Origin of the sequence: Bradyrhizobium sp. BLXBL-03 (assembly GCF_051853015.1) — a bacterium.
GTDB lineage: Bacteria > Pseudomonadota > Alphaproteobacteria > Rhizobiales > Xanthobacteraceae > Bradyrhizobium > Bradyrhizobium manausense.
The window spans coordinates 809,355-835,943 of sequence record NZ_CP182470.1 but is presented as its reverse complement, the minus strand read 5'-3'; the positions used below and the strand labels follow the sequence as shown (position 1 = coordinate 835,943).

Here is a 26,589-nt window from a genome sequence, read left to right as displayed (position 1 = left end):
GGCCAAGCGTCTGTCTCCTCGCGCGGGGCACTGAAGCAACAGAGATAGATCAGACCGTGCGCCGATCAAATCGGCGCAGCGAAAAGCTGGCTACCTGTTCTCCGTGCGCTCAGTGAGGCGCGAATGAACATCAGATGAATAGACGCGATGATGTCGTCGCGCTCGGTGCGTTGCAAAACCTCAAATTCGGAACATCAGCTGCAGACATCGCGCCGCAGGAACGTTTGCGCGATTGCCAATTTATCCCGTGCCTGCATGGCGATTCTTTGCAAGAAACTGGAGGAGACGAAAGATGAGGATTTGGAAACTTTCTGCGGCTGCGGCTGCTCTGCTGGCCAGCACGGCTCTCGCCGTTGCGCAATCGAGCTCGACGGTCGGCACCGGCGGCTCTTCGGCTGGTGGTGGCACCAGCAACTCGACCATCGGCACGGGCGGCTCTTCGGCGGGATCGGGTAGCGGCTCGGGCTCAGCCTCGACGCTCGGGACCGGCGGCTCTTCCGCGGGCGGCGGCCAGAGCTCGTCCAGCGTCGGCACCGGCGGGTCTGCGGCCGGCAGTGGCTCGGGCAGCGGTTCGGCCTCGACGCTCGGCACCGGCGGTTCGTCCGCGGGCGGCGGCAAGAGCTCGTCCAGCGTCGGCACCGGCGGCTCCGCGGCCGGCTCGGCATCCAACTCGGCATCGACTGTAGGCACCGGCGGCTCGTCAGCCGGCAGCGGCAAGAGCGGCTCGACCGTCGGCGCGGCCGGCTCGTCTGCGGGTCATGCCGGCGAGATGGGCATGGAAAAGGGCAAGGGCCACCACAAGGACGAGATGAAGAAGGACAAGGATTGATGCCTTGACTTTCCGGAGCGGCAGCAATGCCGCTCCTTCGTCTGTGTTGGAGGAGAACTCGCATGAACAGATCAATCATTGCGATCGCAACCCTGGCCTTGATGGGCTCCACCGCTGTTGCCGAAACCACCGAGAAGTCAGGCAAGACCGCGTCGGGCGAAACCTGCAAGGTCAAGGTCGAGAAGCATGCCGACGGCAGCATCAGCGCGGTGGGCGCGTCGGGCTCAGGCACGACCGGATCGACCGCATCCAGCGGCTCGCTGTCGAGCTCCAGCTCGGCGGGCGGATCGTCGGTGCATGTGCAGGCTGGCGGCGGCAACGTATCGAGCTCGTCCTCGACGGCGGGCGGTCCCGGCTCCGCAAGTACCAGCACCATCACCGTCAATGGCTGCACGATCTCGACCTCGTCGCCTTGAGATTTGTTGAGGATTGAAACATGAGAACGCATCTGACCATCGCGGCGCTCGCACTTCTGCTCGGCGCCGCATCGCCCGCCCTCGCGCAAAAGAGCATGACAGGCGGAACGGGCGGCTCGGCCGCCGTGGGCGGCACCTCCGCTTCCACGGTCGGCACCGGCGGCACCTCCACCTCTGCCAACGGCAGCACGGGTTCGTCGATCGCATCAGGCGGAAGCGCGGCTTCCGTCAACGGCAAATCCCACACCGGCGTCAACATGAACAAGGGCAACGGACCGGTGATGAACTCCAACGCCCGGGCGCAGGCGCATGAGGGCGGCACCTTCAGCCGCTCGCACACCCGCACCAAGGTCAAGGCCGGCGAAGAGGTGGGCTCAACCACCAAGACCATGTCGCACACGCCCGGTTCGAAGCCGGACATGTCAACCACGTCGACGACGGTGCGTTAGAGCCGCGCAAGCAATTTGGTCCTCACGACCTGCTGCCCGATGCAATCGGGCAGCCCTTTTTTGCGTTCGGTCAGCCGCCACTCAGGCTGTGGCTGATGCGCGTGACCACCTCGTCCCATTGCCGCTTCTCGGTCGCGGGATAATTGATCAGCACGCAATGCACGTAGCGGCTGGTGAAGTTGCAGCGGTCGTACCAGATCTTGTCACGCTTGATGCTGGAGACGACGAAGAAATCAGGCGCGATCCGCTTGTAGACGATTCCCGATGGTGGTTGTTTCGCTTTGAGGAATGCGCCGGGCGAAATCCCGGGCTGGCGAGGAACGGCCTGCACGGTGAGATCGGCAGCACCGTCGGATGTGCGAAATTGCTGGCCGTATCCGTCGGGCTTTCCGGCCTGCTCGGTAAAGATCGAGGTGGGAATGTCGATGGAGGTTCCGGATTCGGGAATGCGATAGGTCGTCCAGTTGCTCGCCTGCGCCGGAACGGCCCATGCCGCAAAGAGTGCGATGACAATTGCAGCTCTCGTCTTCATATCAGTCTCATCAGTCTCGTGGCGCAAGCTGCAGCTCCAGCAAGGCAATCCTCTGCAAGTTCGTCACATCGCGCTCGCCCGCTCCGGCCGTACGCAGGATCGACTCGGCGAGCGCATTGACATGGGCGGAATGCACGGGCTCCGGCAGGGTCGCGACCGCAGCTTCCAGGGCGGTGGTCATGAGCTCGATCACCTCTGGTGAAAATTCCGCGTTGGCAAAGTTTTTCATCGAAGCCGGCCGCTCGTGCGCGCCGCCGGTCTAACGTCGGGAAAAAATGGAAGTTCCTGTCACAGAGCAATGCGCGGCGCGGCATCGACGAGCGCAGCGTTCAGGGACCCGCTCACCCCGCCTTCACGCTCGCATCGATCAGGAGCTTCGCGGCGGCGAGCGCCGACTGCGCCGGGCCGTCTTCGGATTGCTGGCCGGTGACGTAGATGCCTTCGATCAGGAGCAGCAGCGCATCGCCGAGCACGTTCGGCTGGCGCGCGCCCATTTGCGCGGCGAGTTCGCGCAGGCGCTTGCGGAACACTTTCTTGTGCGCTTCGGCGACCTGCCGGGCGGGATTGTCGGGCGCGGGATATTCCACCGCGGCGTTGCTGAGGCCGCAGCCGCGATAGCCCTTGGCCACCGCGCGCTGCGCAAGCTGGCCGATATAGGCAAGCACGTGGTCGCGCGGATTGCTGTAGCTCTTGCCACCGGGGCGCTCGAAATTCTCCCAGAAGTTCGCCTCGTAGTCGCGCAAATAGGCGGCGGCGAGATCGTCCTTGGAGGCGAAGCTGCGATAAAGGCTCGGTTTTGTCACTCCGGCGCGGTCCACCACCTCGTCGACGCCGACGGCGCGGATGCCCTCGCGGTAGAACAGCTCGCTGGCGGAGGCGCGGATGCGGTCGGCAGCCCGCAGCGGGGCGTTGGCGGGTTTCTCGGCTTTTTTCGTCATCTGGCTCCCGTGCCTCCAAGACTGCTTCCAAGACTGCCTCCAAGACAGGCTTGACAATGTTACTGACCGGTACGTACTAATACCGCATCGCCATACGTACCGGTAAGTAACATGCCCCCATCCCCTGTTCAACCTGCCCCCGTTCAACCTGCCTCCGTTCAATCCTCCGCGGTCTTGCGGCGGCCGTTCGGCCAGAACTACGCCTTCGTGGTCGTTGCCGTGATTTTCCTGGCGCTCTTGGCCTCCGCCGGCCTGCGTGCGGCGCCTGGTGTCCTCATGCTGCCGCTGCAGAAGGCCTTCGGCTGGGACGTCAGCGTGATCTCGTCCTCGGCTGCTGTCGGCATTTTCCTCTATGGCCTCGCCGGTCCCTTCGCCGCGGCGGTGATGCAGCGCTTCGGCATCCGCCGTACCGTGCTCGGCGCGCTCATGCTGATGTCGGTCTCGACGGCCGTGAGCTATTTCATGACCACGCCGTGGCAATTGTTCATGAGCTGGGGCCTGCTCTCCGGCATTGGCTCGGGCGCGGTCGCCAACGTGCTTGGCGCCACCATCGTCAATCGCTGGTTCACGACCAATCGCGGCCTTGTCATGGGACTTTTGACGGCGAGCACCGCAACCGGCACGCTGATCTTCATGCCGGGCCTTGCGTCGCTGGTCGAATATGGCGGCTGGAAGCCGGTGGTGCTGACGGTCGCCGCCTGCTGCGCGGCGCTGATCCCGCTGGTGTATTTCCTGGTGCCGGAGCGCCCCTCTGCGATCGGCCTGCGCTCCTATGGCAGCACCCATGAGGATCAACCGGCCGCGCCTGCGCAGGGCAATCCGTTCGTCGCGGCGATCGGCAACCTCATCCGCGCCGCGAGGACGCCGACCTTCTGGTTCCTGTTCGCGACCTTCTTCATCTGCGGCTTCACCACCAACGGCCTGGTCGGCACCCATCTGATCGCGTTCTGCGGCGACCACGGCATCTTCGAGGTGCAGGCGGCGAGCCTGCTCGCGCTAATGGGCTTCTTCGACCTGTTCGGCACCACGCTGTCGGGCTGGCTCACCGACCGCTTCGATCCGCGCAAGCTGTTGTTCTTCTATTACGGCCTGCGCGGCCTGTCGCTGATCTACCTGCCCTACTCGGACTTCTCTTTCGTCAGCCTCTCCGTGTTCGCCGTGTTCTACGGCCTCGACTGGATCGCGACCGTGCCGCCGACGGTGCGCATCGCCAACGAGGCCTTCGGCGACAAGAACGCGCCGCTGATCTTCGGCTGGGTGGTCGCAGGCCATCAGCTGGGCGCAGCCTGCGCCGCGTTCTTCGCCGGCTTCATGCGTTCGGCGCAGGGCGATTACCTGCAGGCCTTCATGATCGCAGGTGCGACCGGCATCGTCGCAGCCGTGCTGTCGCTGATGATCGGCAGGCGGCCGGTGCAGCCGCAGCTGGCTGCGGCGTGAAAAAGGAGGCGCCGGCAAGGCACTCACCTTGCCGGCGCCGGTTCCTCATACGCTGGATTCGAAGATTGATTCCGTTAAGGAATTTGAAATAATGTGGTGGCGAAGCGGGCGACTCGTCAGGCCCGCGCCGGAGCCTTAAGAGTTCGCGTTGCGTCCGGCTCCATTTCCATCAACCCCGACAATCTGTGGCGGCGCTAGCGGATGAGCGATTCCCTTCTTGCAACGGTCGGCGACCATTTCTTCATTGGCCTGAAGCCGACCAGCGTCCTCGATGACCGCGACCGCGCGCTGCTGCGGGATCTCAGGCCCGCCGGCGTCATTCTCTACAAGAGCAATTTCCGCCACGATCTGCCGTATCGGGACTGGCTCTCGGTTCATCGCGACCTGATCGCCGCGATCCGCGACGCCTCCCGGCGAGACAAGCAGTTCATCGCGATCGATCATGAGGGCGGGCGCGTCTGCCGCACGCCGGCGCCGATCACGCGCTTCTCCTATGCGGCGCGCTGGGCCGGCACCGCGGAGCAGGTCGGCGACGCCATGGGCGCCGAACTCGCCTCGCTCGGCTGCAACCTGAATTTCGCGCCGGTGCTGGATATTCACAGCAACCCCGCCAACCCCGTGATCGGTGAGCGCGCCTTCGGCCGCACCGCCGATGACGTCATCAGGTCGATGCTGCCCTTCACCAGGGCGATGGAGCGCCGCGGCGTGCGCGCCTGCGGCAAGCATTTCCCGGGACATGGCGACACGCAGGTGGATTCGCATCACGAATTGCCGGTGCTCGATCTCGACCTCGAGCAGATCAAGGCGCGCGAGCTGAAGCCGTTTGCCGCCGCGATCGCCGGCGGCATCGGCATGATGATGACGTCGCACATCCTGTACCGGAAGCTCGATCGCAACGATCCCGTGACGCTGTCGCGCGCGATCACGCACGGGCTGCTCCGCGAGGCGATGAAGTTCGACGGCGTGATCGTGTCCGACGACGTCGGCATGCGCGCGATGGCGGGCCGGTTGGATGCGCCCGACTCGGGCGCGCGCTTCGTGGCCGCCGGCAACGACATGCTGATGATCTGCTCGCATCTGACCGACACCGAACGCGCGCGCTTCCTAGCCCAGTCGATCATCAACGGCGTCGATTCCGGCAAGCTCGATCCGGCGGTGCTGAAGGCGTCAAGCCGGCGCGTCCACGCGATGCTGGACAGCACCGCGCAAAACGCAGTCACCGAGCTGCCTGCCGAAGTGCTCGCCCGCCATCGCACGGCCGGCACCCTGTTCGACGCGGCGACCGTCGAAGTCGTCTAAAGCGCGATGACAATCATCATCGCGCCTTAGACTATTGTTTGTGCACGACCTTTCCGGAAAACCGCTGCACGCTTTTCGCTGACGCGGCCTCCGGGTCCGGATCATGCTCTAGGCCCGTCAAAATCCATCGGCAACCAGGCGTTGAACAACGCAAGTGCAGTTGATCTCAATATGCTACACGTGTTAATGTTACCAACTGTAGCACATGGTCCTGCCAATCGCAGCGTCAGGCTGCTTCGTGCCAGGAAGTGCCGTCCGGGTCATCGGGACTCGGCGTCGGCGACCAGCTCAGCGTGATGGGTTTGAACGTGAAACGCGCAGCAAAACTCCTCATCGGCGCGCTGGTGGTGCTGCCGGCAGGCTATGCCGCCTATCATTTCAGAGATGACATCAAGAGCCTCAAGCTCCCGTTCGCGCTGCCCTTCATGCCGGCAGCGGAAGCCGAGCAAGGTCCCGCCGCGGCGCCTCCGCCAAGGCCGCCGGTCGCGGTGAAGGTCGCCACTGCTAAGGCGGAGGACGTGCCGATCTACCTGACCGGTATCGGCACCATCCAGGCCTCCAACACCGTCAACGTGCAGAGCCGGGTCGACGGCGAGATCGTGCAAATCCTTTTCCAGGAAGGCCAGGACGTCAAGCAGGGCGACATTCTCGCCGTGATCGATCCGCGCCCGTTCCAGGCCCAGCTCGATCAGCAACTCGCGGTCAGGCAGAAGGACCGGGCGCTGCTCGACGGCGCCCAGATCGACATGGAGCGCTATGACGCGCTGATCAAGACCGCCGCGATCTCGCGGCAGGTCGTGGACCAGCAGCATGCGCTGGTCGAGCAGTACAAGGCGCAGGTGCGCAACGACGACGCCCAGATCGAATATGCGCGCACGCAGCTCGGCTTCACCAACATTCGCGCGCCGATCGGCGGCCGGCTCGGCATCCGCCTGGTCGACCAGGGCAATTATGTGCGCGCGGTGTCGCCGACGACCATCGTCACCGTGACGCAATTGCAGCCGATCTCGGTGATCTACACGCTCGCCGCGGTCGCGGTCGGCCAGACCCGGCTCAGTCTCGGCCAGACCGAGGCGCCGGTGGTCGCGCTCACCGCCGACAACTCGGTCGAGCTCGACAAGGGCACGATCACGCTGGTCGACAACCAGGTCGACCAGGCCAGCGGCACGATCAAGCTGAAGGCGAGCTTTCCCAACAAGACGCTCAAGCTCTGGCCGGGCAATTTCGCCAACGGGCGGATCACGGTGGACACGCGCAAGAACGCGATCACCGCGCCCGCGATTGCCGTGCGGCACGGGCCGCGCGGGGACTTCGTCTGGGTCGCGAAGGCGGACGACACCGCCGCCTTCCGCCCCGTCACGGTCGGACAGATCTTTGACGGGCGCGCGCTGATCGACAAGGGCCTCGCGAGGGGTGAGCGCGTGGTCACCGACGGTTATTACCGGCTCGAGAACGGGTCCCGCATCACCATCGAGGGCCAGACGCCGACCGCCAAGGCGCAGCCCACCGCTCAGCCGCGTTCCGAGCCGCGCGTTGACTGAGGTCCGCCATGTCCGCGCCCTTCATCCTCCGGCCGATCGCAACGACGCTGATGATCGTCGCGGTCGTGCTGCTGGGCATGCTCGGCTATCGTGAGCTGCCGATCGCGCCGCTGCCGAATGTCGACTTTCCCACCATCCAGGTGGTGACGCGCTATCCCGGCGCTTCGGCAACCGTCGTCGCAACCTCGATCACCGCGCCGCTGGAGCATTATTTCGGCACGATCTCGGGGCTGACCGACATGAGCTCGACCAGCTCCTACGGCTACAGCCAGATCACGCTGCAGTTCGACCTCTCGCGCAAGATCGACGCGGCCGCGCAGGACGTGCAGGCGCGCATCAACGCGGCCGCGGGCTGGATTCCGGTCGAGCAGCTGCCGAGCCCGCCGACCTATCGCATGGTCAATCCGGCCGACACGCCGGTGCTGATCCTGGCGCTGACCTCAAAGACGATGGCGCTGCACGAGGCCAATGATCACGCCGCGACCATTCTGGTGCCGAAGCTGTCGCAGATTCCGGGCGTCGGCGCCGTCAGCATCGAGGGCGGGCACACCCGCGCGGTGCGCCTGCAAATGAACCCGACTCGGCTGGCCGGGCTCGGCCTCTCGCTCGACGACGTCCGCCGCGGCATTGCCGCGACCACCGCAGACAATCCCAAGGGCTCGCTCGATGGTCCGAGGCAGGCGTTTCACGTCGACACCAACGACCAGCTCTTTACGGCGGAGGCTTATCAGGACGCGGTGATCGCCTATCGCAACGGCGCGCCGGTGCTGCTGCGCGATGTCGGCACCGCCATCGATAGTGTCGAGGATTCCGAGGAGGCGGCCTGGTTCCAGGGCGAGCGCGCCGTGCTGCTGGACATCCAGCGCCAGCCCGGCGCCAACACGATCGAGGTCGTGGACGCGATCAAGAGCGTCTTGCCGAAGCTGCAGGATTCCTTGCCCGCAGCACTGAAGATCTCCGTCGTCAGCGACCGCACCACGACGATCCGCGCCGCGATCCACGACGTGCAGTTCACGCTGGTGCTGACCGTCGCACTGGTGGTGCTTGTTATCTTCATCTTCCTGCGCAAGCTGTGGGCGACGGTGATCCCGAGCGTCACGCTGCCGGTGTCGCTGATCGCGACCTTCGGCGTCATGGCGCTGTGCGGCTTCAACCTCGACAATCTTTCGCTGATGGCGCTGACGATTGCGTCAGGCTTCGTTGTCGACGACGCCATCGTGATGATCGAGAACATCGCGCGCTATGTCGAGGACGGCGAGGAGCCGCTGCAAGCAGCCTTGAAGGGCGCGCGGCAGATCGGCTTCACCATCGTCTCGCTGACGGTCTCGCTGATCGCCGTGTTCATCCCGCTGTTGCTGATGGGCGGCGTGGTCGGCCGGCTGTTCCGGGAATTCGCCATCACCTTGTCCATTGCGGTCGTCATATCCGGCCTGGTCTCGCTGACATTGACCCCGATGATGTGCGCACAGCTGTTGCGACACGAGGATCCCGATGCACAGCACGGCTTGCTGTACCGGATCAGCGAGCGCGGCTTCGAGGCCTCCGCGAGCTTCTATCTCTGGGGCCTCGATTGGGTGCTGAGGCACCGTGGCCTCACGCTCGCCTTCACGGTGCTCACGCTGGTGGCGACCGGGATGCTGTACGTCGCGATCCCCAAGGGCTTCCTGCCCCTGCAGGACACGGGTCTGCTGATCGGCACCACCGACGCGGCCCAGGACATCTCCTTTGCGGCGATGGCGGAGCGGCAGCAACAGCTCGCCGCCGTGATCGCGCGCGATCCTGATGTCGTCACCGTCGGCAGCTTCGTCGGCATCGGCTCGGTCAACACGACCTTGAACAGCGGCCGGCTCTACATCGATATCGGCAGCCCCGACGCGCGGAAATCGTCCGCGGCGGCCGTGATGGCGCGGCTGCAACATGCGGTCGAGGGCGTTCACGGCATCACGCTGCATTTGCAGCCGGCGCAGGACCTTCAGATCGAGTCGCGCGTCGCGCGCACGCAATACCAATATGCGCTGCAGGATCTCGACGAGGACGAGCTCCGGCTCTGGAGCCGCCGCCTGGTCGACGGCTTACGCAAGCGCCCGGAGCTCGCCGACGTCGCCGACGACCGCCAGGACGAAGGCCTGCAGATGTCCGTCACCATCGACCGCCAGCTCGCGGCGAGCTACGGCGTCAGCCTGAACACGATCGACCAGACGCTGTATGACGCCTTCGGCCAGCGTCAGATCGCAACGGTGTTCGGACCGCTGACGCAGTACCACGTGATCATCGAGGTCGATCCGACGCTGCGCAACGATCCTGATATCCTCGGGAAGATCTATCTGACTGCGGCCGCGGCCCAGGCCAGCACCATCGATCAGCAGACCGGCGGCTTCAGCGGCGCCTTCAGCAAGGCCTCCGCGCCGGTGCCGCTGTCGGCTTTCGCGCGGATCGAGCGGCAGCACGCCCCGCTATTGATCTCGCACCAGGGCCTGTTTCCCGCCACGACGATTTCCTTCAACCTGGCCGACGGCGTGTCGCTGAGCCACGCGACGGAGGCGCTGCGCAAGACCGAGCGCGACATCGGACTGCCGGATGCGGTCACCACCAGGCTGATCGGCACGGCCGCCGAGTTCGCCAACTCGCTCAGCGACGAGAAATGGCTGCTGCTGGCCGCGATCGTGACCGTCTACCTGATCCTCGGCATGCTCTATGAGAGCTACATCCATCCGATCACGATCCTGTCGACATTGCCGTCGGCCGGCATCGGCGCGCTGCTGGCGCTGATGCTGTACCGGCAGGATCTCAACCTGATCTCGCTGATCGGCATCATCCTCCTGATCGGCATCGTCAAGAAGAACGCCATCATGATGGTGGACTTCGCGCTCGCGGCCGAGCGCGAGGACGGCGCATCCTCGTTCGACGCGATCAGGCAGGCCTGCATCCTCCGTTTCCGTCCGATCATGATGACGACGATGGCGGCGCTGTTCGGCGCGCTGCCGCTGGCGATCGGCGCGGGCACCGGATCCGAGCTGCGCCAGCCGCTCGGCATTTCCATCGTGGGCGGACTGATCGTCTCCCAGATCCTCACGCTCTATACGACGCCCGTTGTCTATCTGGCATTTGCCTCGCTGCGCACCCGGTTCGGATGGCGTTCCGCACCCGTCGATCGTCCGGCGGCGCTGCCGCAGGCGGAGCGACCGGTGCCGTGAGCATCACCGCACAATTCGTGCTGCGGCCGGTGGCGACGACGCTGCTGATGATCGGCGTGTTCCTGCTCGGCTGCGTCGCCTATTTCCGCCTGCCGATCGCATCGGTGCCGGCGGTGGAGCGGCCCACGATCGGGATCTATGCACCGTTCCCCGGCGCCAGCCCGGCAACGGTTGCGAATGCGCTGTCGCAGCCGCTCGAGACCACGCTCGCGCTGATCCCCGGCGTCACCGAAATCACCTCGTTCAGCGCCATGGGCGGCACCAGCATCACGGTGCAGTTCGAGCTTTCGGTCGACCTCGACGCCGCTGCCGGCGCGGTCCAGGCCGCCATCAACGCGGCGGGCCCGAACCTGCCGAAGGGCCCGTGGCCGCCGACCTATTGGAAGGCGAACCCCGCGGGCGCGGCGGTCGTGGCGCTCGCCTTGACCAGCGACGTGTTCACCCCAGGCGAGGTCTACAGCCTTGCCGACGGCGTGATCTCGCCAAAACTGTCGCAGCTGCCGGGTGTCGCGCGCATCGTCGTCAGCGGCGCCGAGCGAAGCGCGGTGCGCGTCCAGGCGTCACCGGCCCGGCTCGCCGCGATGAACCTGTCGCTGGAAGCGGCGCGCATCGCGGTCCTCAATGCATCGCAGAACCTGCCGAAGGGCGCCGTGTCGGTCGACGGTCAGCGCCTGACCATCGAGGCCAACGACCAGTTGCTTCAGGCTTCCGACTATCGCGACATCGTGCTGGCCTGGCGCAACGGCGCCCCTGTCAAGCTCGGCGACGTCGCCTCCGTCACCGACAGCGTCATCAACAACCGCCTTGCCGGATGGTACGGCACCGAGCGCGGCATCGTCCTGTTCGTCTACAAGCAATCGGACGCCAACATCGTCGACACCGTCGATGCCATCAAGGCCGAGCTGCCGGAAATCCAGCGCTGGCTGCCGCCCGGCATCAAGCTGCACACGGTCTATGACCGCACCACGCTGATCCGGGCCGCCGTGAACGACGTCAAGCTCACGCTGGTGATCGCATCAGTGCTGGTCGTGCTGGTCATCGCGCTGTTCCTGCGGCGGTTCTGGGCGACCGTGATCCCGAGCGTCACGATACCCGTCTCGCTGGCGGCGACGCTGTTCGTGATGAACCTGTGCGGCTTCAGCCTCGACAATCTGTCGCTGATGGCGCTGACCATCGCCGCCGGCTTCGTCGTGGACGATGCCATCGTCATGATCGAGAACATCATCCGCCGCATGTCCGAGGGCGAGCCGGCGCTGAAGGCCGCCATCAACGGCGCCAGGCAGATGGCCTTCACGGTCGTCGCCATCACCGTCGCCCTGATCGCGGCGCTCATTCCGATCCTGTTCATGCCCGACGTCGTCGGGCGCTATTTCCGCGAGTTCGGTGTGACGCTGGTTGTCGCCATCGTATCCTCCGCGGTGATCTCGCTGACGCTGACGCCGATGATGTGCGGTCATCTGCTCGATCGCGGCCGGCGGCGGCTGCACAATCCCGATGCGCTACCTGCGCGACGCACCTTCTATGCGCGCAGCCTCGACTGGACGCTGCGTCATCGTTTTCTCACCGCCCTTGTGATCACAGCCCTGACCGGGGCCAGCGTCTGGCTCTATCTGCAACTGCCGAAAGGTTTCATGCCGACCCAGGACACCGGCGTGATGTTCGTGCGGACGGTGGCTCCTTCCAACATCTCGTTCCTGTCCATGGAGGACCGGCAGCGCGCCGTCGGCGAGGCGATCCTGCAGGATCCCGCGATCTCGGGCCTGACGTCCTTCATCGGCGAGGGCAATGGCAATGCGCTCAGCGTCGGGCAGATGCTGGTTGCGCTCAAGCCGCCTGACGTGCGCAAGCTGTCGATTCAGCAGGTGATCGCGCGCTTGCGCGAGCGCATGGACCGGATCGACGGCGTCCGCGTCTTCTTCGTGCCGCTGCAGGATCTCAATCTCGGCGTTCAGTCCAGCGGCTCGCGTTACCAATATACGCTCTGGGGCATCGACGAGGACGAGGTGATACGGGCCGCGGAGAACATGGTCCGCCGCGTCCGCGGCATCCCTCAAATCATCGACGTCATCCCGAGCTGGGAAACCGGCGGCTTGCAGGCCGGGCTGACCATCGACCGCGTTCGCGCCGCGATGCTCGGCGTCACGCCGGTTGCGATCGACAACACGCTCAACGACGCCTTCGGCCAGAGACAGGTCAATCTGTTGTTCTTGCCGACCAATTATTCGCGCGTGATCTTCGAGGTCGAGCCGCAGGCGGCAACCGGCCCCGAGTCCATCAGCCAGATCTACGTGCCGAGCGCCAGCGGCAAAGCGGTGCCGCTGACGGCCCTGACCCGGCCGCAGCGCGCGCATGCCGCGATGTGGGTCCGTCACAGCGCCCAGTTTCCGGCCGCGACGATTTCGTTCGACATCAAGCCCGGCACCTCGATCGGCGACGCCATCACCTCGATCCGCAAGGAAGAGCTTGCTGCAAAACTGCCCGACGACATCAAGGCCGAATTCCGCGGCGAAGCCAAGGAAGCGGACAAATCGATCGTCAAGCAGGCGGCCCTGTTCGCGGCAGCGCTGATCACGATCTACCTCGCGCTCGGCATGCTCTACGAAAGCTATGTCCATCCGCTGACGATTCTCTCGACCTTGCCGCCGACCGCCTTCGGCGCGCTGGTCGCGCTGTGGGCGACCAAAACGCAGTTCACGCTGGTGACCACCATCGCCTGCATCCTTTTGGTCGGCATGGTGATGAAGAACGCGATCATGATGGTCGACTATGCGCTCGATGCGGAGCGAAATCGCGGCCTCGCTGCGCGCGATGCCATCCTGCTCGCGGCACGGCTGCGGGCGCGCCCCATCACCATGACGATGCTGGCGGCTTTCTTAAGCGCCGTCCCGATCGCGCTCGGCACCGGCCCCGGCTTCGAGATCCGCCAGCCGCTCGGCATCACCATCATGGGCGGCCTGGTCGTCGCCCAGCTGTTCACGCTGTACTCGACGCCGGCGATGTACCTGATCCTGGACGGGCTCCGGCGGAAGAAGATGCGCGCGGGTCAGGACCTCGGAATGGACGGCCAAATTTTCGATGCCGCGCGTCCGGTTGACCAGGTCGGACCCGCGGCGAGCCCTCAGACCTGACGCCTCAGCTTTTCAGCTCGCTCGAACCTGGCGCAGGAATCCGTCAACCGCCATGCGCAGCGTTCCGGCCTGCTGGTCGAGTTCGCGCGCGCCGCGCAACACTTCGGACGCAGCGGAGCCGGTAGCCGTGGCCGCTTTGCTCACCCCGCCGATATGGCTCGTGATCTCGCTCGAGCCCTGCGCGGCGGATTGAATGTTGCGAGCGATCTCCTGCGTCGCCGCGCCTTGTTCTTCCACCGCAGATGAGATCGCGATCGCAATCTCGCTCATCTTGCCAATGGTCCCTGCAATACCATTGATCGCCACGACCGCTTCGCCGGTTGTCGCCTGCATGCTCGACACTTGGGTCGAGATTTCCTCCGTCGCCTTGGCGGTCTGAGTGGCCAGCGCCTTGACCTCGGATGCGACCACGGCGAAGCCCCGGCCGGCATCGCCGGCGCGCGCAGCCTCGATGGTGGCGTTGAGTGCCAGCAAATTGGTCTGCTCGGCAATGTTTTGGATCAGTTGGACGACCGCTCCGATTTTCTCGGCGCCACCCGACAATTGCTGCACCGTCGAATTGGTCTGCTCGGCCTCGCTGACAGCACGCCGCGCGATCTCGCTCGATTGCAGCATTTGGCGTGAGATCTCGGCGACGGAGGCCGAAAGCTCCTCGGCCGCCGCAGCAACGGCTTGTACGTTGCCGAGGGCTTTTTCCGAAGCCTGACCTACGGTAGCCGCGCGCTGGCTGGCGTCGCCGGCAGTCGCCGTCATGGATTCTGCGGCGGTCTGCATTTCACCCGCGGAGAGGCCGACAGCGCGCACCACGCCGTCGACACTGCGTTCGAACCCGTCGGCAAGCGCCGCCATGGCCGCACGGCGATCGGCGATGGCTTGCTGCTGCGCTTCAGCCTCCTTCTGCTCAAGCCCTCGGATACGGATGGCGTTGTCCTTGAACACCTGAACGGTCTCGGCCATCGAGCCGATCTCGTCACGCCGCCCGCCGTTGGCAACCGTTACCTGAAGATCGCCGCTCGCGAGTTTGCGCATGCTGTCTCGCAGCAGCCCGAGTGGAACGGTAATCCCGCGTGCGGTGAGCCAGGCGGCGAGCCCGGTGACGCAGGCAATCACGAGCATCGAGAAGCCCAACGATCGGATGATCGGCCAAAGCTTGGCCTCCAAATCGTCGAGGTAAGCGCCTGTACCGACGAACACGCTCCATCCGGGAATGCCGGCCGCATATGTCAACTTCCGCGACAGCCGGGTCTCGCCCGTCTTGGTGTGCTCATAGCTCAAGGTGACTTCGCCCTTGGAGGCCACGCCGTCGCGCAACTCGCGAATCAGCTTGCGGCCGCCAGTCACGGCATCCAGCCGATCGGTGCCGATCAGCTTCAAGTCAGGGTGCGCAAGCAGCACGCCGTCCATCGTGTACACGAAGAGGTAACCTTCGCCTTTGTCGTAGGTCATGCTTGCCGTGCGCTTGGCAAATTCCTGGATCGCCTGCTCCTTGGTCATCCGACCGGCATCGACCTGCTTCTGGAGCTCCAGCGCGACATTCTTGGCGATATCCACGATCGTGCGCGCTTGCTCAGTCCGGTCGGCCAGGAGCTGGTCGCTCATCAGGCGAGCAGCTTGGAGACCCGCAACCCCCAAGCCCAGCAATGCGAGGACGATAAGCCCGCCCAATTTTGCCGCGATCGGGAGATTGTTGATCAGTTTCATCATAGCGCTCCGGTGCCAGGTTTGTGGCGCGGGAACCAATATGGAGCACTCATTACATCTACGTTAAGGATACGACTTCCACCTTCGAGAGCGATTGAGAATTGGTTCGTCCTCGTGGATAAATCCGCATGAGCGCCGCGTCGCTGTTGTCGCTTTTGTCGGCGGTGCGGGAGACGATGGCCGCAATCGACCGTCCGGAGCGGCCGCAAGCCTCGCGCAATCTCGTGCTGCTGAGGTGGCCATTCGCCATTCATGGGACCGAGCAGCAATGAGCACAGCCGCCGCCTTCTGCGAAGCGGGCCTTGCGCATTTTCAGGCAGGACGGCATCTCGACGCGCGTGCCTGCTACCAGCAGGCCCTCGGAATCGATGCCGAGCATACCGACGCCCAGCATCTCATGGGGCTGCTGCATCTCGAGGCGCGTCAATACAACGACGCCCTGGAATGGATCGTCCGCGCTATCAGGCGTGCCCCCAAGGCGGAATATCTCGCGAGCTTCGCAACCGTGCTGCAGTTGCATGGACGTTGCGACGAGGCCCTGGCGGTGCTCGACAAGGCGATCCAGCTTCGGCGTGAGGATGCTGGCCTATGGTGCCAAAGCGGAATTCTGCTCCACAAGCTCGGGCGCAACGAGGAGGCTCTTGCGCGTCTTGACGAGAGCGTCAGGCTGTTGCCGGACCATGCCCCGACGCTGCGCACGCGCGCATGGGTTCTCTATGGCCTGAAGCGGTACGAGGAGTCCGCGACCGAAGGCGCGCGGGCGCACCGGCTCGACCCCGGTGATGCCGAGACCTGCAACAATCTCGGCCTTGCGCTCAGGCGGCTTCGCCGCAACGAAGAGGCGCTGGTCTGGTTCGAAAAGGCCATCGCGCTGGCACCGCGCTTTGCCGATGCCTTCGACAACAGACTGGTCGCGCTGTTTCACCTTCATCGCTTCGACGAGCTGTTCGCGCTGTCCGACCGCATGATTTCGCTGGGCTTAAGCAATGAGGTGACCGCGTGGAATGTGTCGCTGGCCCAGCTCCTGACCGGCAATTTCGAAGCCGGCTGGCTCGGGCACCAGACGCGGTCGAAGCTGCCTTCGTCAAAATATCCTCCCTTTCCGCAACCGATGTGGCTTGGTGACGAGAACGTAGAAGGCAGGACGATCCTGATCGCTGTGGACGAGGGATTGGGCGACACCGTTCACTTCGCCCGCTACGTCCCGATGCTGGCCGCGCGCGGTGCGCGCGTTCTCCTTGCCGTTCAGGATCCGCTGCATCGGCTGATGTCTGACTTGAGCGGTGCATCCGTCTGCGTGCCGATGTCGGCGATGGGCACGCTGCCCGATTTCGATCTGCACTGCCCGATCTCCAGCCTTCCGCTCGCCTTCAACACCCGTCTCGACACGATCCCGTCCGGACAGTATCTGCCCACTCCGCCGGACAGCCGCGTTCAGGCCTGGGACAGCAGGCTTTGTCCTCGCACCAGGCTCCGGGTCGGCCTGGTCTGGTCCGGCGATCCTTCGCACGTGAACGACGAGACGCGCTCGATTCCGTTGCGAACGTTGTCGCGCATCCTCGACGTCGATGTCAGCTTTGTCAGCCTGCAAAAGGCGCCGCGGCCGCACGATGCGGCGGTGTTGCGCGAGAGAAGCGACATTCTCGACCTGACCGCAGAACTCACCGACTTCACCGAGACTGCCGCCTTGATCAGCTGTCTCGATCTCGTCATCACCGTCGACACCAGCGTCGCCCATCTCGCCGGCGCCCTTGGTCGACCGACCTGGATCCTGCTGCCATGGACGCCCGACTACCGCTGGCTGCTCGATCGCACCGACAGCCCCTGGTATCCGAGCGTGCGGCTGTTTCGCCAGACCGAGACGCGTGACTATGAGACCGTGCTTGATCGCCTCAGGGACGAATTGCGGGTCCTCGCCGCCGCCTTCGGAGCTTGAGCCCCCCGAGAGGCGGCGAACATCGCCGGCCGGCACATGTTTGTGGCTCCCTTGGCCTGCTCCCTTGGCCTGCTCCCATCGACATACAGAATTCGTTAACGCAGACGCCCTAGCCTTTGAGCACTTCCTTAAGTCTTTGGGCAAAATCGCGTTTACGCTGCCGGACCGTCGATGACAGAAGACCATGCGACCTTGCCGGACGAGGTTCGCGTACGACTCTATGATCAGGCCCTGAATGCCGCGCGCATCGGCGCGTGGGAATGCCTGCTCGAGACCGAGCGCCTGAGCTGGACCCAGGGCGTCTACGACATCTTCGGCTATCCCGAGAGCAACCCGCTGCGGCGCGCGGACATCGTTGACCTCTACATCGACGAATCCAGGCGCCACATGGAGCTCGCGCGAGCCGAAGTGATCCGGAGCGGCTTGCCTGTGACGCTCGATACCGAGATCCGAACCTGGCGCGGCGAACGGCGCTGGATGCGCCTCTCGATCAACGCGGTACACGAGGGCGGCCGGCCGGTGCGGATCTTCGGCTCCAAGCAGGACGTCACCTCCGACCGGCAGGCTCTCGAGAGCCTGCGGCAGCAAGCCGAAACCGATCCGCTGACCGGGCTCGCCAATCGTTCGGTTTTTCAGGCCCGCTATCGCGAGGTGGTCAACGACAGCCTGAATCACGGATTCGCCTCGGCGCTGGTCTTGATCGACCTCGATGGCTTCAAGCAGCTCAACGATACATTCGGCCATCTGGCCGGAGACGCATGCCTGTGCGAGGTCGCGCAGCGTTTGCGGCGGGCCTTCCACAATGCCGGCCTGGTCGGCCGGCTCGGTGGCGATGAATTCGCGATCATCCTGCGCGCCCCGAAGGACCCTGCGCGGATCGCAGGCGTATTGCAAAAGACCGTGATGATGCTGAGCCGCCCGCTGTTCTGGAACGGTCTTCGCCTCCAAGTCGGCGCCTCGATCGGAGCTGCCCTGATCGGCCGCCCGCACCGCCGGCCGATCGGCGAACTGTTCGCCGAAGCTGACATCGCGCTCTATGACGCCAAGGCCGCCGGCCGTAACCGGGTCCACCTGATCGGGGACGAGAAGCGGGGCCTGGCGGCTTAGCGCAGGTTGAAATGGCGCCCACGGCCGATGAAGATGGGCACTGCGTGCTCGCTGTTGCGCTATGATGTTGTGGCCCGGGACACGGTCCGGTCGCCAATGGCAGGGCTAGTGTTCGAATTTGCACCAGGGGTCATCGGGCAATCTCCTCCCAGGCCCGGCTCCCATGCCGCCTTTGCCACGGAACGGCATGTACGCGGGGCGCGGGAAGGCGTATAGTTGTCAGGTTCCTTCGCGCGCGATGATCAACATGACGTGGAGGTGGCCAATGAAATATGTACTGCTTGGCAATCTGAGCCCGGAGTGGGCGAGCAGGCAATCGGAACGGATCGGCAAGGCCAAGGCAAGGCTCGACAATCTCGGTATCAAGATCGAGTCGATCCACTACACGCAGGGCTACTACGATTTCGTCGACGTCATTGATGCCCCGAATGCGGAAGCGGTGCTCGCGTTCTCCGTCTGGTACTCGACCCAAGGGCTGGGGCGGATCCAAAGTATGCCGGCCTTCGACGCAAAGAGCTTCGAAACCGCGATCAAGAACGCAGCGGGCTGAGCGCTTGCTGGCTCACGGAGGCGACGGCCGGGCAGCCGAAACGGCCCGGCCGTTCAAGCTACTTTGACACACTTGAGATTCCTCGTCATTTTGCAGGGCACCCAACGGCACGATGGTCGTCGGCACCGGTTCCGCCCCAAAGCGCGCCCCACAACTCCGCGCGCCATGACGGCTGCGGAATGCTAATATCATCGAAGCCGCAAGACCGAAGATTTCGCCGAGGCGATTGAAACACGGTCAAGAAAGATGCGCTCGAAGAGGCGCACTCCAAGAACACAATGCCCGACCGTCATTGCGGATCGTCGGTGGGAGATGGAGGACGCGATGGCGTGGCGAGACGACAAGGCCCGGGCAACTCTGATCCGCGAGGCGGCAGGAAGCGTGCAGCCGGGAAAGGCCCCGCGAAGCTTTGCCGAGCTTTTGTTCGCCTTCACCAATGTCGAGGATCTCGCCAGTCACGATGCCTCCTCGCTTGCCTTCCTGGCGGAGCAGGCCTGGGAGCATGTGCAGCGGCGCACGGCGGGGCGTGCCGATATCCGCGTCGTCAATCCGCTGATGCCGGACGGGCGCGAGATCTCAGTGCTCGAAATCCTCAACGACAACATGCCCTTCCTGTTCGATTCCACCATGGCGGAGCTCACCGAGCAGGGCATCGAAGTCACCCTCGTCGCTCACCCCATCATCGCGGTGGAGCGCGATGAGCAGGGCAAGCTCCTGCGCTTCTACGGCGAGGCACTGCCGGAAGGGGCAAAGGGCGCGCGAGAGAGCCTGATTCATCTCCACATCACCCGCCTGGACGCCGACGCGGACCGCGAGAGGCTGATTGACGGCCTGACCAGGACGCTCGGCGACGTGCGCGCCTGCGTCGCGGACTGGCGCGCCATGCGCGACCGCGTCGAGGACGCGGTCAAGACGTTCTCGTCCAATCCGCCGCCGCTGCCGATCGACGAGGTCGCCGAAGCCAACCAGTTCCTGCAATGGCTGTGCGCGGACAATTTCACCTTTCTCGGCGTGCGCGAATATCGCTTCCTGCCGGGGCAGGATGCGTCGGACGACATCACGACCGGCGAGGGCCTCGGTATCCTCCGCGATCCCGACGTAAAGGTCCTGCGCCGCGGCAGCGAAATGGTGGTGATGACGTCGGAGATTCGCGAGTTCATGCGCGAGCCGACCCTGCTCATTGTCATCAAGGCCAATGTGAGCAGCCGCGTTCATCGCCGCATCCGGATGGATTACGTCGGCATCAAGCTCTATACGCCCGACGGCCGGCTCGAGGGTGAATTGCGAGTCGTCGGTCTGTTCACCTCGGGTGCCTATACGCGCTCGGCACGACAGATCCCCTATGTTCGCCACAAGGTATCGCGGGTGCTCCAGCGCGCCGGCTTCGACCCGAACAGCCATTCGGGCAAAGCTCTCCAGCATATTCTCGAGGAATACCCACGCGACGAACTTTTCCAGATCGACGTCGATACCCTCTTCAATTTCGTCATGGAGATCCTGATTCTCTATGAGCGTCCGCGCGTCCGGGCGCTGGCGCGGGTCGACAAGTTCGATCGCTTCGTCTCCATCCTCACCTTCATTCCGCGCGACAAATACGACACCGACGTCCGTACGCGTGTCGGAGCCTTCCTGGCGCAGGCCTACAAGGGGACCCTGTCCGCTTCCTACGTCTCGTTCCCGGAAGGCGCGCTGGCGCGAGTCCAATTCATCATCGGACGCTATGAAGGTAAGACTCCCGCCGTCGAGCGCGCCACGCTTGAAGCCGGGATCAGCGCCATCGCCGCGACCTGGGCCGACAAGCTGAAGGCGGCGCTGGCTGCGTCGACCGACGGCATGCGGGCGCGCATGCTCGCAAATCGCTACGCTCAGGCCTTCAGCGGCGGCTATGCCGAGGCTTCCACGGCCGAACAGGCCGTCGCCGATATCGCCACTATCGAGAAGCTCACACCAGCCCGCCCGGTGACGATTTCGGTTCACCGCTTCGAGAAGGACGATCCCAGGCGCTTCGGCCTCAGGGTGTTTTCGGATGCCGCGCCTCTATCGCTGTCCTACCGCGTGCCCGTGATCGAAAATCACGGCCTGCGCGTGGTCAACGAACGCACCTATCAGATCGTGCCCGGCAACAGGCCCGAGCCGGTCTGGCTGCACGACATGACGATTGAGACCAGCGACGGCCAGCCGATCGAGATCAGCCGGGACTTCAGCCATCGCCTGGAGGCCTCGATCATGGCTGTTGTCACCGACCGCGCCGAATCCGACGGATACAATGCCCTGATCCTGCGCACTGCGCTCGGCTGGCGGGAAGTCTCGTCTATCCGGGCGCTGTCGCGTTATCTGCACCAGATCCGCACGCCGTTCACCCAGGATTACATGTGGGAGACGGCGCGCAAGAACGCCGCGATCACGGCGAACCTCGTCGCCCTGTTCCAGACGCGCCTTGATCCGCGCCTTGTCCTGACCGATCGCGAGCGTTCGGCGCGCGAGATAACTCTCGTTGCCGAGATCGAGGAGCAGCTCAAATCCGTCGCCTCGCTCGATGAAGACCGCATCCTGCGCCGTTTCACCAATCTGGTGCAATCGACCATCCGCACCAATTTGTGGCAGCTCGGCCCGGATGGACATCCGCGCCCGGTGATCTCCTTCAAGTTCGACGCGCGCAAGATCGACGATTTGCCGGCGCCGCGACCGCTCTACGAGATCTTCGTCTATTCACCGCGCGTCGAAGGCATTCACCTGCGCTTCGGCAAGGTTGCGCGCGGTGGCTTGCGCTGGTCCGATCGGCCGCAGGATTTCCGTACAGAGATCCTCGGCCTCGTGAAAGCGCAGCAAGTCAAGAACGCCGTGATCGTGCCGGTCGGCGCCAAGGGCGGCTTCGTGCCCAAGCGCCTGCCGCCGCCCTCCGATCGCGAGGCGTGGCTCGCGGAGGGCACCGAAGCCTATCGCATCTTCGTGCGCTCGCTGCTCGAACTCACCGACAATCTTGACGGCGACATCGTGGTGCCGCCCGACCTGACCGTGCGGCACGACGGCGACGATCCCTATCTGGTCGTCGCCGCCGACAAGGGCACCGCCACCTTCTCCGACGTCGCCAATGCGATCTCGGCCGAGAACAACCATTGGCTCGGCGATGCCTTCGCCTCCGGCGGAAGCCAGGGCTACGACCACAAGAAGATGGGGATCACGGCGCGCGGTGCCTGGGAGGCGGTCAAGCGCCACTTCCGCGAGCTCGGCACCGACATCCAGACCATGCCGTTCACCGTGGTCGGCGTCGGCGACATGTCCGGCGACGTCTTCGGCAACGGCATGCTGCTCTCGCCGGCGACGAAGCTCGTTGCGGCGTTCGATCACCGCGACATCTTCATCGATCCATCCCCCGACCCTGCGACCAGCTTCGCTGAGCGCAAGCGCCTGTTCGACCTGCCGCGATCGAGCTGGCAGGACTACGACAAATCGCTGATCTCGGAAGGAGGTGGCGTGTTCTCGCGCTCGCTCAAGGCGATCCCGCTCGCACCGGAAGTGCGCAGCCTGCTCGATCTCGACAAGGAGCAGGCAACGCCCTTCGAGGTGATGACGGCGATCCTGAAGGCGCGCGCCGACCTCTTGTGGTTCGGCGGCATCGGCACCTACATCCGCGCGTCGACGGAAAGCGACGATCAGGCCGGCGACCGCGCCAACGATCCGATCCGCATCACCGGGACCGAGGTTCGCGCCAAGGTCATCGGCGAAGGTGCCAATCTCGGCGTCACCCAGCGCGGCCGCATCGAAGCGGCGCAGAAGGGCGTCAAGCTCAACACCGACGCCATCGACAATTCGGCCGGCGTGAACACGTCCGACGTCGAGGTCAATATCAAGATCGCGCTGGCACGGCCCGAACGCGAGGGACGCCTCAGCTTCGCCGATCGCAACAACCTGCTTGCCGCAATGACCGACGAGGTCGGCACGCTGGTGCTGCGCAACAACTATCTGCAGACGCTGGCGCTCTCGCTCGCCGAACGCAAGGGCATGGCTGAGACCGGCTTCCTCACCCGCCTGATGCAGTCGCTCGAGCAGCGCGGCCTGCTCAGCCGTGCCGTCGAATTCCTGCCCGACGACGCCGCGATCGCTGAGCGCACGCGGCGCGGCCAGGCCCTGACACGGCCCGAGCTTGCAGTGCTGCTCGCCTACGCCAAGCTGACGCTCTACGAGGACCTGCTCGTCACGGGCGTGCCTGATGATCCCTATCTCGCCCGCAGACTGTCCCTGTATTTTCCGCGCGAAGTTCTCGATAAATTCCCGACCGCGGTCGAGCTCCATCGGCTGCGACGCGAGATCATCGCGACCAGTCTCGTCAATGCCGTGATCAATCGCGGCGGCCCGGCCTGCATCGTGCGCCTGACCGATGAAACCGACGCCGATGTCTCGACCATCGTCATGGCGCAGGTTGCGGTGGACGCGATCTACGAGCTCAGGCGGCTCAACGACGGGATCGACGCGCTCGACACCCTCATCGACGGGCAGTTGCAGCTCAGCCTCTACGCGGCGATCCAGGATCTGCTGCTCTCCCGCATGGTCTGGTATGTGCGCAACGTCGATTTCAAGGATGGGCTGAGCGCAATCATCGCCCGGTTTGGCCCTGCCGTCCGCGACGTTGCAGCCTCGCTCGACGACGCCCTGCCGCCGGACATGCAGGCCGCGCGAGCCAAGCGCCGGCAGGAGCTGACCGATGCCGGCGTCCCGAGCGGACTCGCCGGAGATCTTGCCGACCTCGATGCCCTGCACTCGGCGCCTGATATCGTGACCGTCGCCGAGCGTACCGGTCGCAGCATCGGCGATGCCGCAGCGACGTTCTTTGCCGCCGAGGCCAATTTCCGTCTCGACCGCATCACCGCCGCTGCGCGCAACGTGCCGGCAAGCGACCATTTCGAACGCCTCGCCATCGACCGTGCCGTCGACCTGATCGCAGCCGCCGAAAGACGACTGGCCGCAGACATGCTGACCATCGGCCAATCCGGTCAGCAGGCTGCCGAGACGTGGCTTGTGGCTCATCCTGAAGCCACGCGCATCCGCCGAGCGGTCGAGGAGATTGCCGCTGGTGGCCTGACGCTTGCCAAGCTGATGGTGGCGGCCAACTTGCTGAGCGACCTGGTCAAAGGCTGACGGGCGCACGGCTGCACGAGCGAATCTGGAATGCAATGTCAGGGGAATGGTTGTCAGCCAGCGAATGGAGGAACCCGATGATCCACGCGACTTGCCATACCGCCGACAACATCCGCTGCCTCGAATTCGATGCTACGCCCTGGTTCAGCGAGGCTGACGTTCCGAGCATTGTCGATTTGGCCCAACGAGGCTGGGCCAGCACGGCGATTGTCGACTCCCTCGAGCGCCGACGCGGATACGAAGGCCTGCATGATCTCGTTGAATATGCGGCGAAGCGACTGCAACCCGACAAGATCGAGGACCCGGCCTGGGAAACATTCGAGTGCGTCGTCAACGGACCCGAAGCCGTGGCCTGGCTCGAGACAAACCGGCCGAACGTCGCGGCAAGAATTCCGAACCGGAGCCGTGGTCAACGCTAGGAGAGGGCCTCGCAACGCATGGCCGAAAATGGCGCGCCCGGAACGATTCGAACGTCCGACCCTCAGATTCGTAGTCTGATGCTCTATCCAGCTGAGCTACGGGCGCGTTTTTCGCTGATGTGCGGGCCAAGCCCGCACGCAGCCTCCGGACAGCGCCGGAGGGGGTGCGAAAGAGCGCTTTGACTAACCGCTCTTGCCGGCGTTGGCAAGGTCTGGGAGGGGGAGATTTTGCAGGGAAATGACGGTCTCTCCAGCGTCATTCCGGGGCTCGCGACGCGAGAACCCGGAATCTCGCGCCAAAACCTCTGGATTCCGGGTTCGGCGCTGCACGCCGCCCCGGAATGACGGACGATCAACTTGTGCCGCCCGGAATGACGGAAAGCTGTCGCCGCTGGCCGACCTACGCCCGCTGCCGCTCGCTGCGGATGGAGAGGAGTTCCACCGGGCGGTCGGGGATGACGATCCGGAAGGTGGCGCCGATGGTGCCTTCGACGAGGTGGATGTCGCCGCCATGGGCACGTACGAGCTCGGCGGCGATGGCGAGGCCCAGCCCGCTGCCGCCGGGGCGGCCGGAGGTCTGGAAGGCTTCGAACAGGTGCTCCCGGGTCTTCTGGGGTACGCCGGGGCCGGTATCGGACACCTCCAGGATGGCGACGGCGCCTTCGCGTTTGCCGGTGATCCGGATCTGCTGCGGGCCGCCGTCGCCGGAGGCATGGCTCTCCAGCGCCTGGGCGGCGTTGCGCACGAGGTTGAGCAGCACGCGAAACAGCTGGTCGGGATCGGCATCGACCGAAAGGCCGCGCTCGATCGCGGCGACCCAGGCGATCGTGGCGTCATTGGCAAGGCCGGCGGTCTCGCGCACCTCGAGCACGACGGGCTCGACCAGCAACATGCGGCGGTCTGGCGCGGCCTCCTGGGCGCGGCCATAGGATAGCGTCGACTGGCAGAACGCGATGGCGCGTTCGAGCGAGCGCACCAGCTTCGGCGCGAAGCGCTGCACCCGGGGATCGGGCACGCTGGCGAGTTGATCCGACAAGAGCTGCGCCGAAGCCAGCAGGTTGCGCAGATCATGGTTGATCTTGGAGACGGCAAGACCGAGCGCGGCGAGCCGGCTCTTCTGATGCAGCATCGACATCAGGTCGCGCTGCATGTCGGACAATTCGCGCTCGGCGACGCCGATCTCGTCGCTGCGCTGGCTCGGCACGATGATCCGGGCCGAGCTTTCCGGATTCTCGTGGAAGCCGACCAGGCTCGCGGTCAGCCGCCGCATCGGCCGCACGAAGAGATAGTGCAGGGCGAGATAGACGAGACCCGCGGTCAAGACACCGATGATCAGCGCGACCACCACGACGTTGCGGGAGAAGCGGTACATCGACTGCCGCAGCGGCAATTCGTCGGTCACGATCTCGACGAACTGGGCATTGCCGACACCGGGACCGACGATGCGGATCGGCTGGTTGCCGGTCTCAAGCATCATCTGGAACGAGCCGGTGATCGCCTCCCACACGGTCATGTCGCGCAAATCGACGTCATGCTCGATCGCGGACGGCAGATTGTCGCTGGCAAGCAGCCGGCGCTGCTGGCCCATCTTGATCGCGACGGCGCGCGCATTGATGCTTTTGAGGATTTCCCGCGACAGCGAGTCCGGCACCATGCCAAGGGGCGCCGCGTCGAGCACCAGTGCCGCCGTGTTGGCCGCCGCAACGCGGTCGTTGAGGCGGTTGACCCAGAAGTTGGCGATCGCGGGGACGTAAAGCAGCACGGCTGCGATCATGACCAGGGGGACGGTCAGCAGCAGCAGCTTGCCCGAGAGCCCAAGCCCGCCCGGGCCACGGGACCGCGTCGCCGGCGAACCCGGCTGGTCCTCTGGCCGATCCAGATCTCGATCCGGGCTTTGATCCGGATTCTGGGCCGGCTGCTGAAGGTCCGTCGCTTCCACGAAGTTCGCCCCTGCTGGCCTTCCGAGAGCTTGGCAAT

20 protein-coding genes and 1 tRNA gene are annotated in these 26,589 nt (G+C 64.9%); 15 read left to right on the top strand and 6 right to left on the bottom strand.

Annotation, left to right across the window (positions count from 1 at the left end):
* The first annotated feature begins 134 nt into the window (after positions 1–134).
* The 4 genes from ACNJX9_RS03970 to ACNJX9_RS03955 all read left to right on the top strand — a co-directional run bounded on the left by ACNJX9_RS03970 (position 135) and on the right by ACNJX9_RS03955 (position 1,694).
* A complete protein-coding gene (locus tag ACNJX9_RS03970; RefSeq protein WP_157083636.1) occupies positions 135–296 on the top strand; it encodes a hypothetical protein in 162 nt (53 codons plus the stop codon).
* Positions 293–829, top strand: a complete 537-nt coding sequence (locus tag ACNJX9_RS03965; protein WP_439407869.1) for a hypothetical protein — start codon at positions 293–295, stop codon at positions 827–829. The genes ACNJX9_RS03970 and ACNJX9_RS03965 overlap by 4 nt, the downstream gene beginning before the upstream one ends.
* Before the next feature lie 62 nt (positions 830–891).
* Positions 892–1,245, top strand: a complete 354-nt coding sequence (locus ACNJX9_RS03960; RefSeq protein WP_439407868.1) for a hypothetical protein — start codon at positions 892–894, stop codon at positions 1,243–1,245.
* A gap of 20 nt (positions 1,246–1,265) precedes the next feature.
* A complete protein-coding gene (locus ACNJX9_RS03955) occupies positions 1,266–1,694 on the top strand; it encodes a hypothetical protein (protein WP_439407867.1) in 429 nt (142 codons plus the stop codon).
* Positions 1,695–1,764: 70 nt separating this feature from the next.
* On the opposite strand, the gene ACNJX9_RS03950 is transcribed toward ACNJX9_RS03955, so the two are convergent.
* From ACNJX9_RS03950 to ACNJX9_RS03940, 3 genes are all read right to left on the bottom strand, one after another.
* A complete protein-coding gene (locus tag ACNJX9_RS03950; RefSeq protein WP_439407866.1) occupies positions 1,765–2,226 on the bottom strand; it encodes a hypothetical protein in 462 nt (153 codons plus the stop codon).
* Between the two features lie 10 nt (positions 2,227–2,236).
* A complete protein-coding gene (locus ACNJX9_RS03945) occupies positions 2,237–2,407 on the bottom strand; it encodes a hypothetical protein (protein WP_439407865.1) in 171 nt (56 codons plus the stop codon).
* Between the two features lie 160 nt (positions 2,408–2,567).
* Positions 2,568–3,164 (bottom strand): TetR/AcrR family transcriptional regulator, encoded by a 597-nt coding sequence (locus tag ACNJX9_RS03940; protein ID WP_439407864.1) that lies wholly within the window; start codon positions 3,162–3,164, stop codon positions 2,568–2,570.
* Between the two features lie 111 nt (positions 3,165–3,275).
* On the opposite strand from ACNJX9_RS03940, the gene ACNJX9_RS03935 reads away from it, so the two are divergent.
* The 5 genes from ACNJX9_RS03935 (at position 3,276) to ACNJX9_RS03915 (ending at position 13,763) form a co-directional block, all read left to right on the top strand.
* Positions 3,276–4,601: an MFS transporter gene (locus ACNJX9_RS03935; RefSeq protein ID WP_439407863.1), complete on the top strand. Its 1,326-nt coding sequence runs from the start codon at positions 3,276–3,278 to the stop codon at positions 4,599–4,601.
* Between the two features lie 201 nt (positions 4,602–4,802).
* A complete protein-coding gene (locus ACNJX9_RS03930; protein ID WP_439407862.1) occupies positions 4,803–5,900 on the top strand; it encodes a glycoside hydrolase family 3 N-terminal domain-containing protein in 1,098 nt (365 codons plus the stop codon).
* A gap of 308 nt (positions 5,901–6,208) precedes the next feature.
* On the top strand, positions 6,209–7,441 hold the full coding sequence (locus tag ACNJX9_RS03925; RefSeq protein ID WP_439407861.1) for an efflux RND transporter periplasmic adaptor subunit: 1,233 nt from the start codon (positions 6,209–6,211) through the stop codon (positions 7,439–7,441).
* Positions 7,442–7,449: 8 nt separating this feature from the next.
* The gene (locus tag ACNJX9_RS03920) at positions 7,450–10,635 is read left to right on the top strand and encodes an efflux RND transporter permease subunit (RefSeq protein ID WP_439407860.1); all 3,186 of its coding nucleotides are present in this window, start codon (positions 7,450–7,452) and stop codon (positions 10,633–10,635) included.
* Positions 10,632–13,763 (top strand): efflux RND transporter permease subunit, encoded by a 3,132-nt coding sequence (locus ACNJX9_RS03915; RefSeq protein WP_439407859.1) that lies wholly within the window; start codon positions 10,632–10,634, stop codon positions 13,761–13,763. Before ACNJX9_RS03920 ends, ACNJX9_RS03915 begins: the two co-directional genes overlap by 4 nt.
* Before the next feature lie 12 nt (positions 13,764–13,775).
* Here ACNJX9_RS03915 and ACNJX9_RS03910 read toward each other — a convergent pair whose 3' ends face one another.
* Positions 13,776–15,464 carry a methyl-accepting chemotaxis protein gene (locus ACNJX9_RS03910; RefSeq protein WP_439407858.1) on the bottom strand — a complete coding sequence of 563 codons (1,689 nt, stop codon included), beginning with the start codon at positions 15,462–15,464 and terminating at the stop codon, positions 13,776–13,778.
* A 128-nt stretch (positions 15,465–15,592) separates the two neighbouring features.
* Between ACNJX9_RS03910 and ACNJX9_RS03905 the strand changes: the two genes are divergently transcribed.
* The 6 genes from ACNJX9_RS03905 to ACNJX9_RS03880 all read left to right on the top strand — a co-directional run bounded on the left by ACNJX9_RS03905 (position 15,593) and on the right by ACNJX9_RS03880 (position 24,612).
* Positions 15,593–15,736 (top strand): hypothetical protein, encoded by a 144-nt coding sequence (locus tag ACNJX9_RS03905; RefSeq protein ID WP_157083556.1) that lies wholly within the window; start codon positions 15,593–15,595, stop codon positions 15,734–15,736.
* Complete coding sequence (locus ACNJX9_RS03900; RefSeq protein WP_439407857.1) at positions 15,733–17,400, top strand: tetratricopeptide repeat protein; 1,668 nt, start codon at positions 15,733–15,735, stop codon at positions 17,398–17,400. The genes ACNJX9_RS03905 and ACNJX9_RS03900 overlap by 4 nt, the downstream gene beginning before the upstream one ends.
* Before the next feature lie 171 nt (positions 17,401–17,571).
* Complete coding sequence (locus ACNJX9_RS03895; RefSeq protein WP_439407856.1) at positions 17,572–18,507, top strand: diguanylate cyclase domain-containing protein; 936 nt, start codon at positions 17,572–17,574, stop codon at positions 18,505–18,507.
* A 265-nt stretch (positions 18,508–18,772) separates the two neighbouring features.
* Positions 18,773–19,057: a GYD domain-containing protein gene (locus tag ACNJX9_RS03890; RefSeq protein ID WP_057748431.1), complete on the top strand. Its 285-nt coding sequence runs from the start codon at positions 18,773–18,775 to the stop codon at positions 19,055–19,057.
* A 312-nt stretch (positions 19,058–19,369) separates the two neighbouring features.
* A complete protein-coding gene (locus ACNJX9_RS03885; protein ID WP_439407855.1) occupies positions 19,370–24,193 on the top strand; it encodes an NAD-glutamate dehydrogenase in 4,824 nt (1,607 codons plus the stop codon).
* Between the two features lie 50 nt (positions 24,194–24,243).
* On the top strand, positions 24,244–24,612 hold the full coding sequence (locus ACNJX9_RS03880; protein WP_439407854.1) for a hypothetical protein: 369 nt from the start codon (positions 24,244–24,246) through the stop codon (positions 24,610–24,612).
* A gap of 29 nt (positions 24,613–24,641) precedes the next feature.
* Here ACNJX9_RS03880 and ACNJX9_RS03875 read toward each other — a convergent pair.
* Together ACNJX9_RS03875 and ACNJX9_RS03870 are read right to left on the bottom strand one after the other, a co-directional pair.
* Positions 24,642–24,718 (bottom strand) — tRNA-Arg (locus ACNJX9_RS03875).
* A gap of 294 nt (positions 24,719–25,012) precedes the next feature.
* On the bottom strand, positions 25,013–26,551 hold the full coding sequence (locus ACNJX9_RS03870) for a sensor histidine kinase (protein ID WP_439407853.1): 1,539 nt from the start codon (positions 26,549–26,551) through the stop codon (positions 25,013–25,015).
* Between the last annotated feature and the right edge of the window lie 38 nt (positions 26,552–26,589).

Coding starts and splice junctions, on each gene's coding strand:
- ACNJX9_RS03970 (WP_157083636.1), top strand. CDS start 135: ATGAATAGACGCGATGATGTCGTCGCGCTCGGTGCGTTGCAAAACCTC.
- ACNJX9_RS03965 (WP_439407869.1), top strand. CDS start 293: ATGAGGATTTGGAAACTTTCTGCGGCTGCGGCTGCTCTGCTGGCCAGC.
- ACNJX9_RS03960 (WP_439407868.1), top strand. CDS start 892: ATGAACAGATCAATCATTGCGATCGCAACCCTGGCCTTGATGGGCTCC.
- ACNJX9_RS03955 (WP_439407867.1), top strand. CDS start 1,266: ATGAGAACGCATCTGACCATCGCGGCGCTCGCACTTCTGCTCGGCGCC.
- ACNJX9_RS03950 (WP_439407866.1), bottom strand. CDS start 2,226: ATGAAGACGAGAGCTGCAATTGTCATCGCACTCTTTGCGGCATGGGCC.
- ACNJX9_RS03945 (WP_439407865.1), bottom strand. CDS start 2,407: ATGACCACCGCCCTGGAAGCTGCGGTCGCGACCCTGCCGGAGCCCGTG.
- ACNJX9_RS03940 (WP_439407864.1), bottom strand. CDS start 3,164: ATGACGAAAAAAGCCGAGAAACCCGCCAACGCCCCGCTGCGGGCTGCC.
- ACNJX9_RS03935 (WP_439407863.1), top strand. CDS start 3,276: ATGCCCCCATCCCCTGTTCAACCTGCCCCCGTTCAACCTGCCTCCGTT.
- ACNJX9_RS03930 (WP_439407862.1), top strand. CDS start 4,803: ATGAGCGATTCCCTTCTTGCAACGGTCGGCGACCATTTCTTCATTGGC.
- ACNJX9_RS03920 (WP_439407860.1), top strand. CDS start 7,450: ATGTCCGCGCCCTTCATCCTCCGGCCGATCGCAACGACGCTGATGATC.
- ACNJX9_RS03910 (WP_439407858.1), bottom strand. CDS start 15,464: ATGAAACTGATCAACAATCTCCCGATCGCGGCAAAATTGGGCGGGCTT.
- ACNJX9_RS03905 (WP_157083556.1), top strand. CDS start 15,593: ATGAGCGCCGCGTCGCTGTTGTCGCTTTTGTCGGCGGTGCGGGAGACG.
- ACNJX9_RS03900 (WP_439407857.1), top strand. CDS start 15,733: ATGAGCACAGCCGCCGCCTTCTGCGAAGCGGGCCTTGCGCATTTTCAG.
- ACNJX9_RS03895 (WP_439407856.1), top strand. CDS start 17,572: ATGACAGAAGACCATGCGACCTTGCCGGACGAGGTTCGCGTACGACTC.
- ACNJX9_RS03890 (WP_057748431.1), top strand. CDS start 18,773: ATGAAATATGTACTGCTTGGCAATCTGAGCCCGGAGTGGGCGAGCAGG.
- ACNJX9_RS03885 (WP_439407855.1), top strand. CDS start 19,370: ATGGAGGACGCGATGGCGTGGCGAGACGACAAGGCCCGGGCAACTCTG.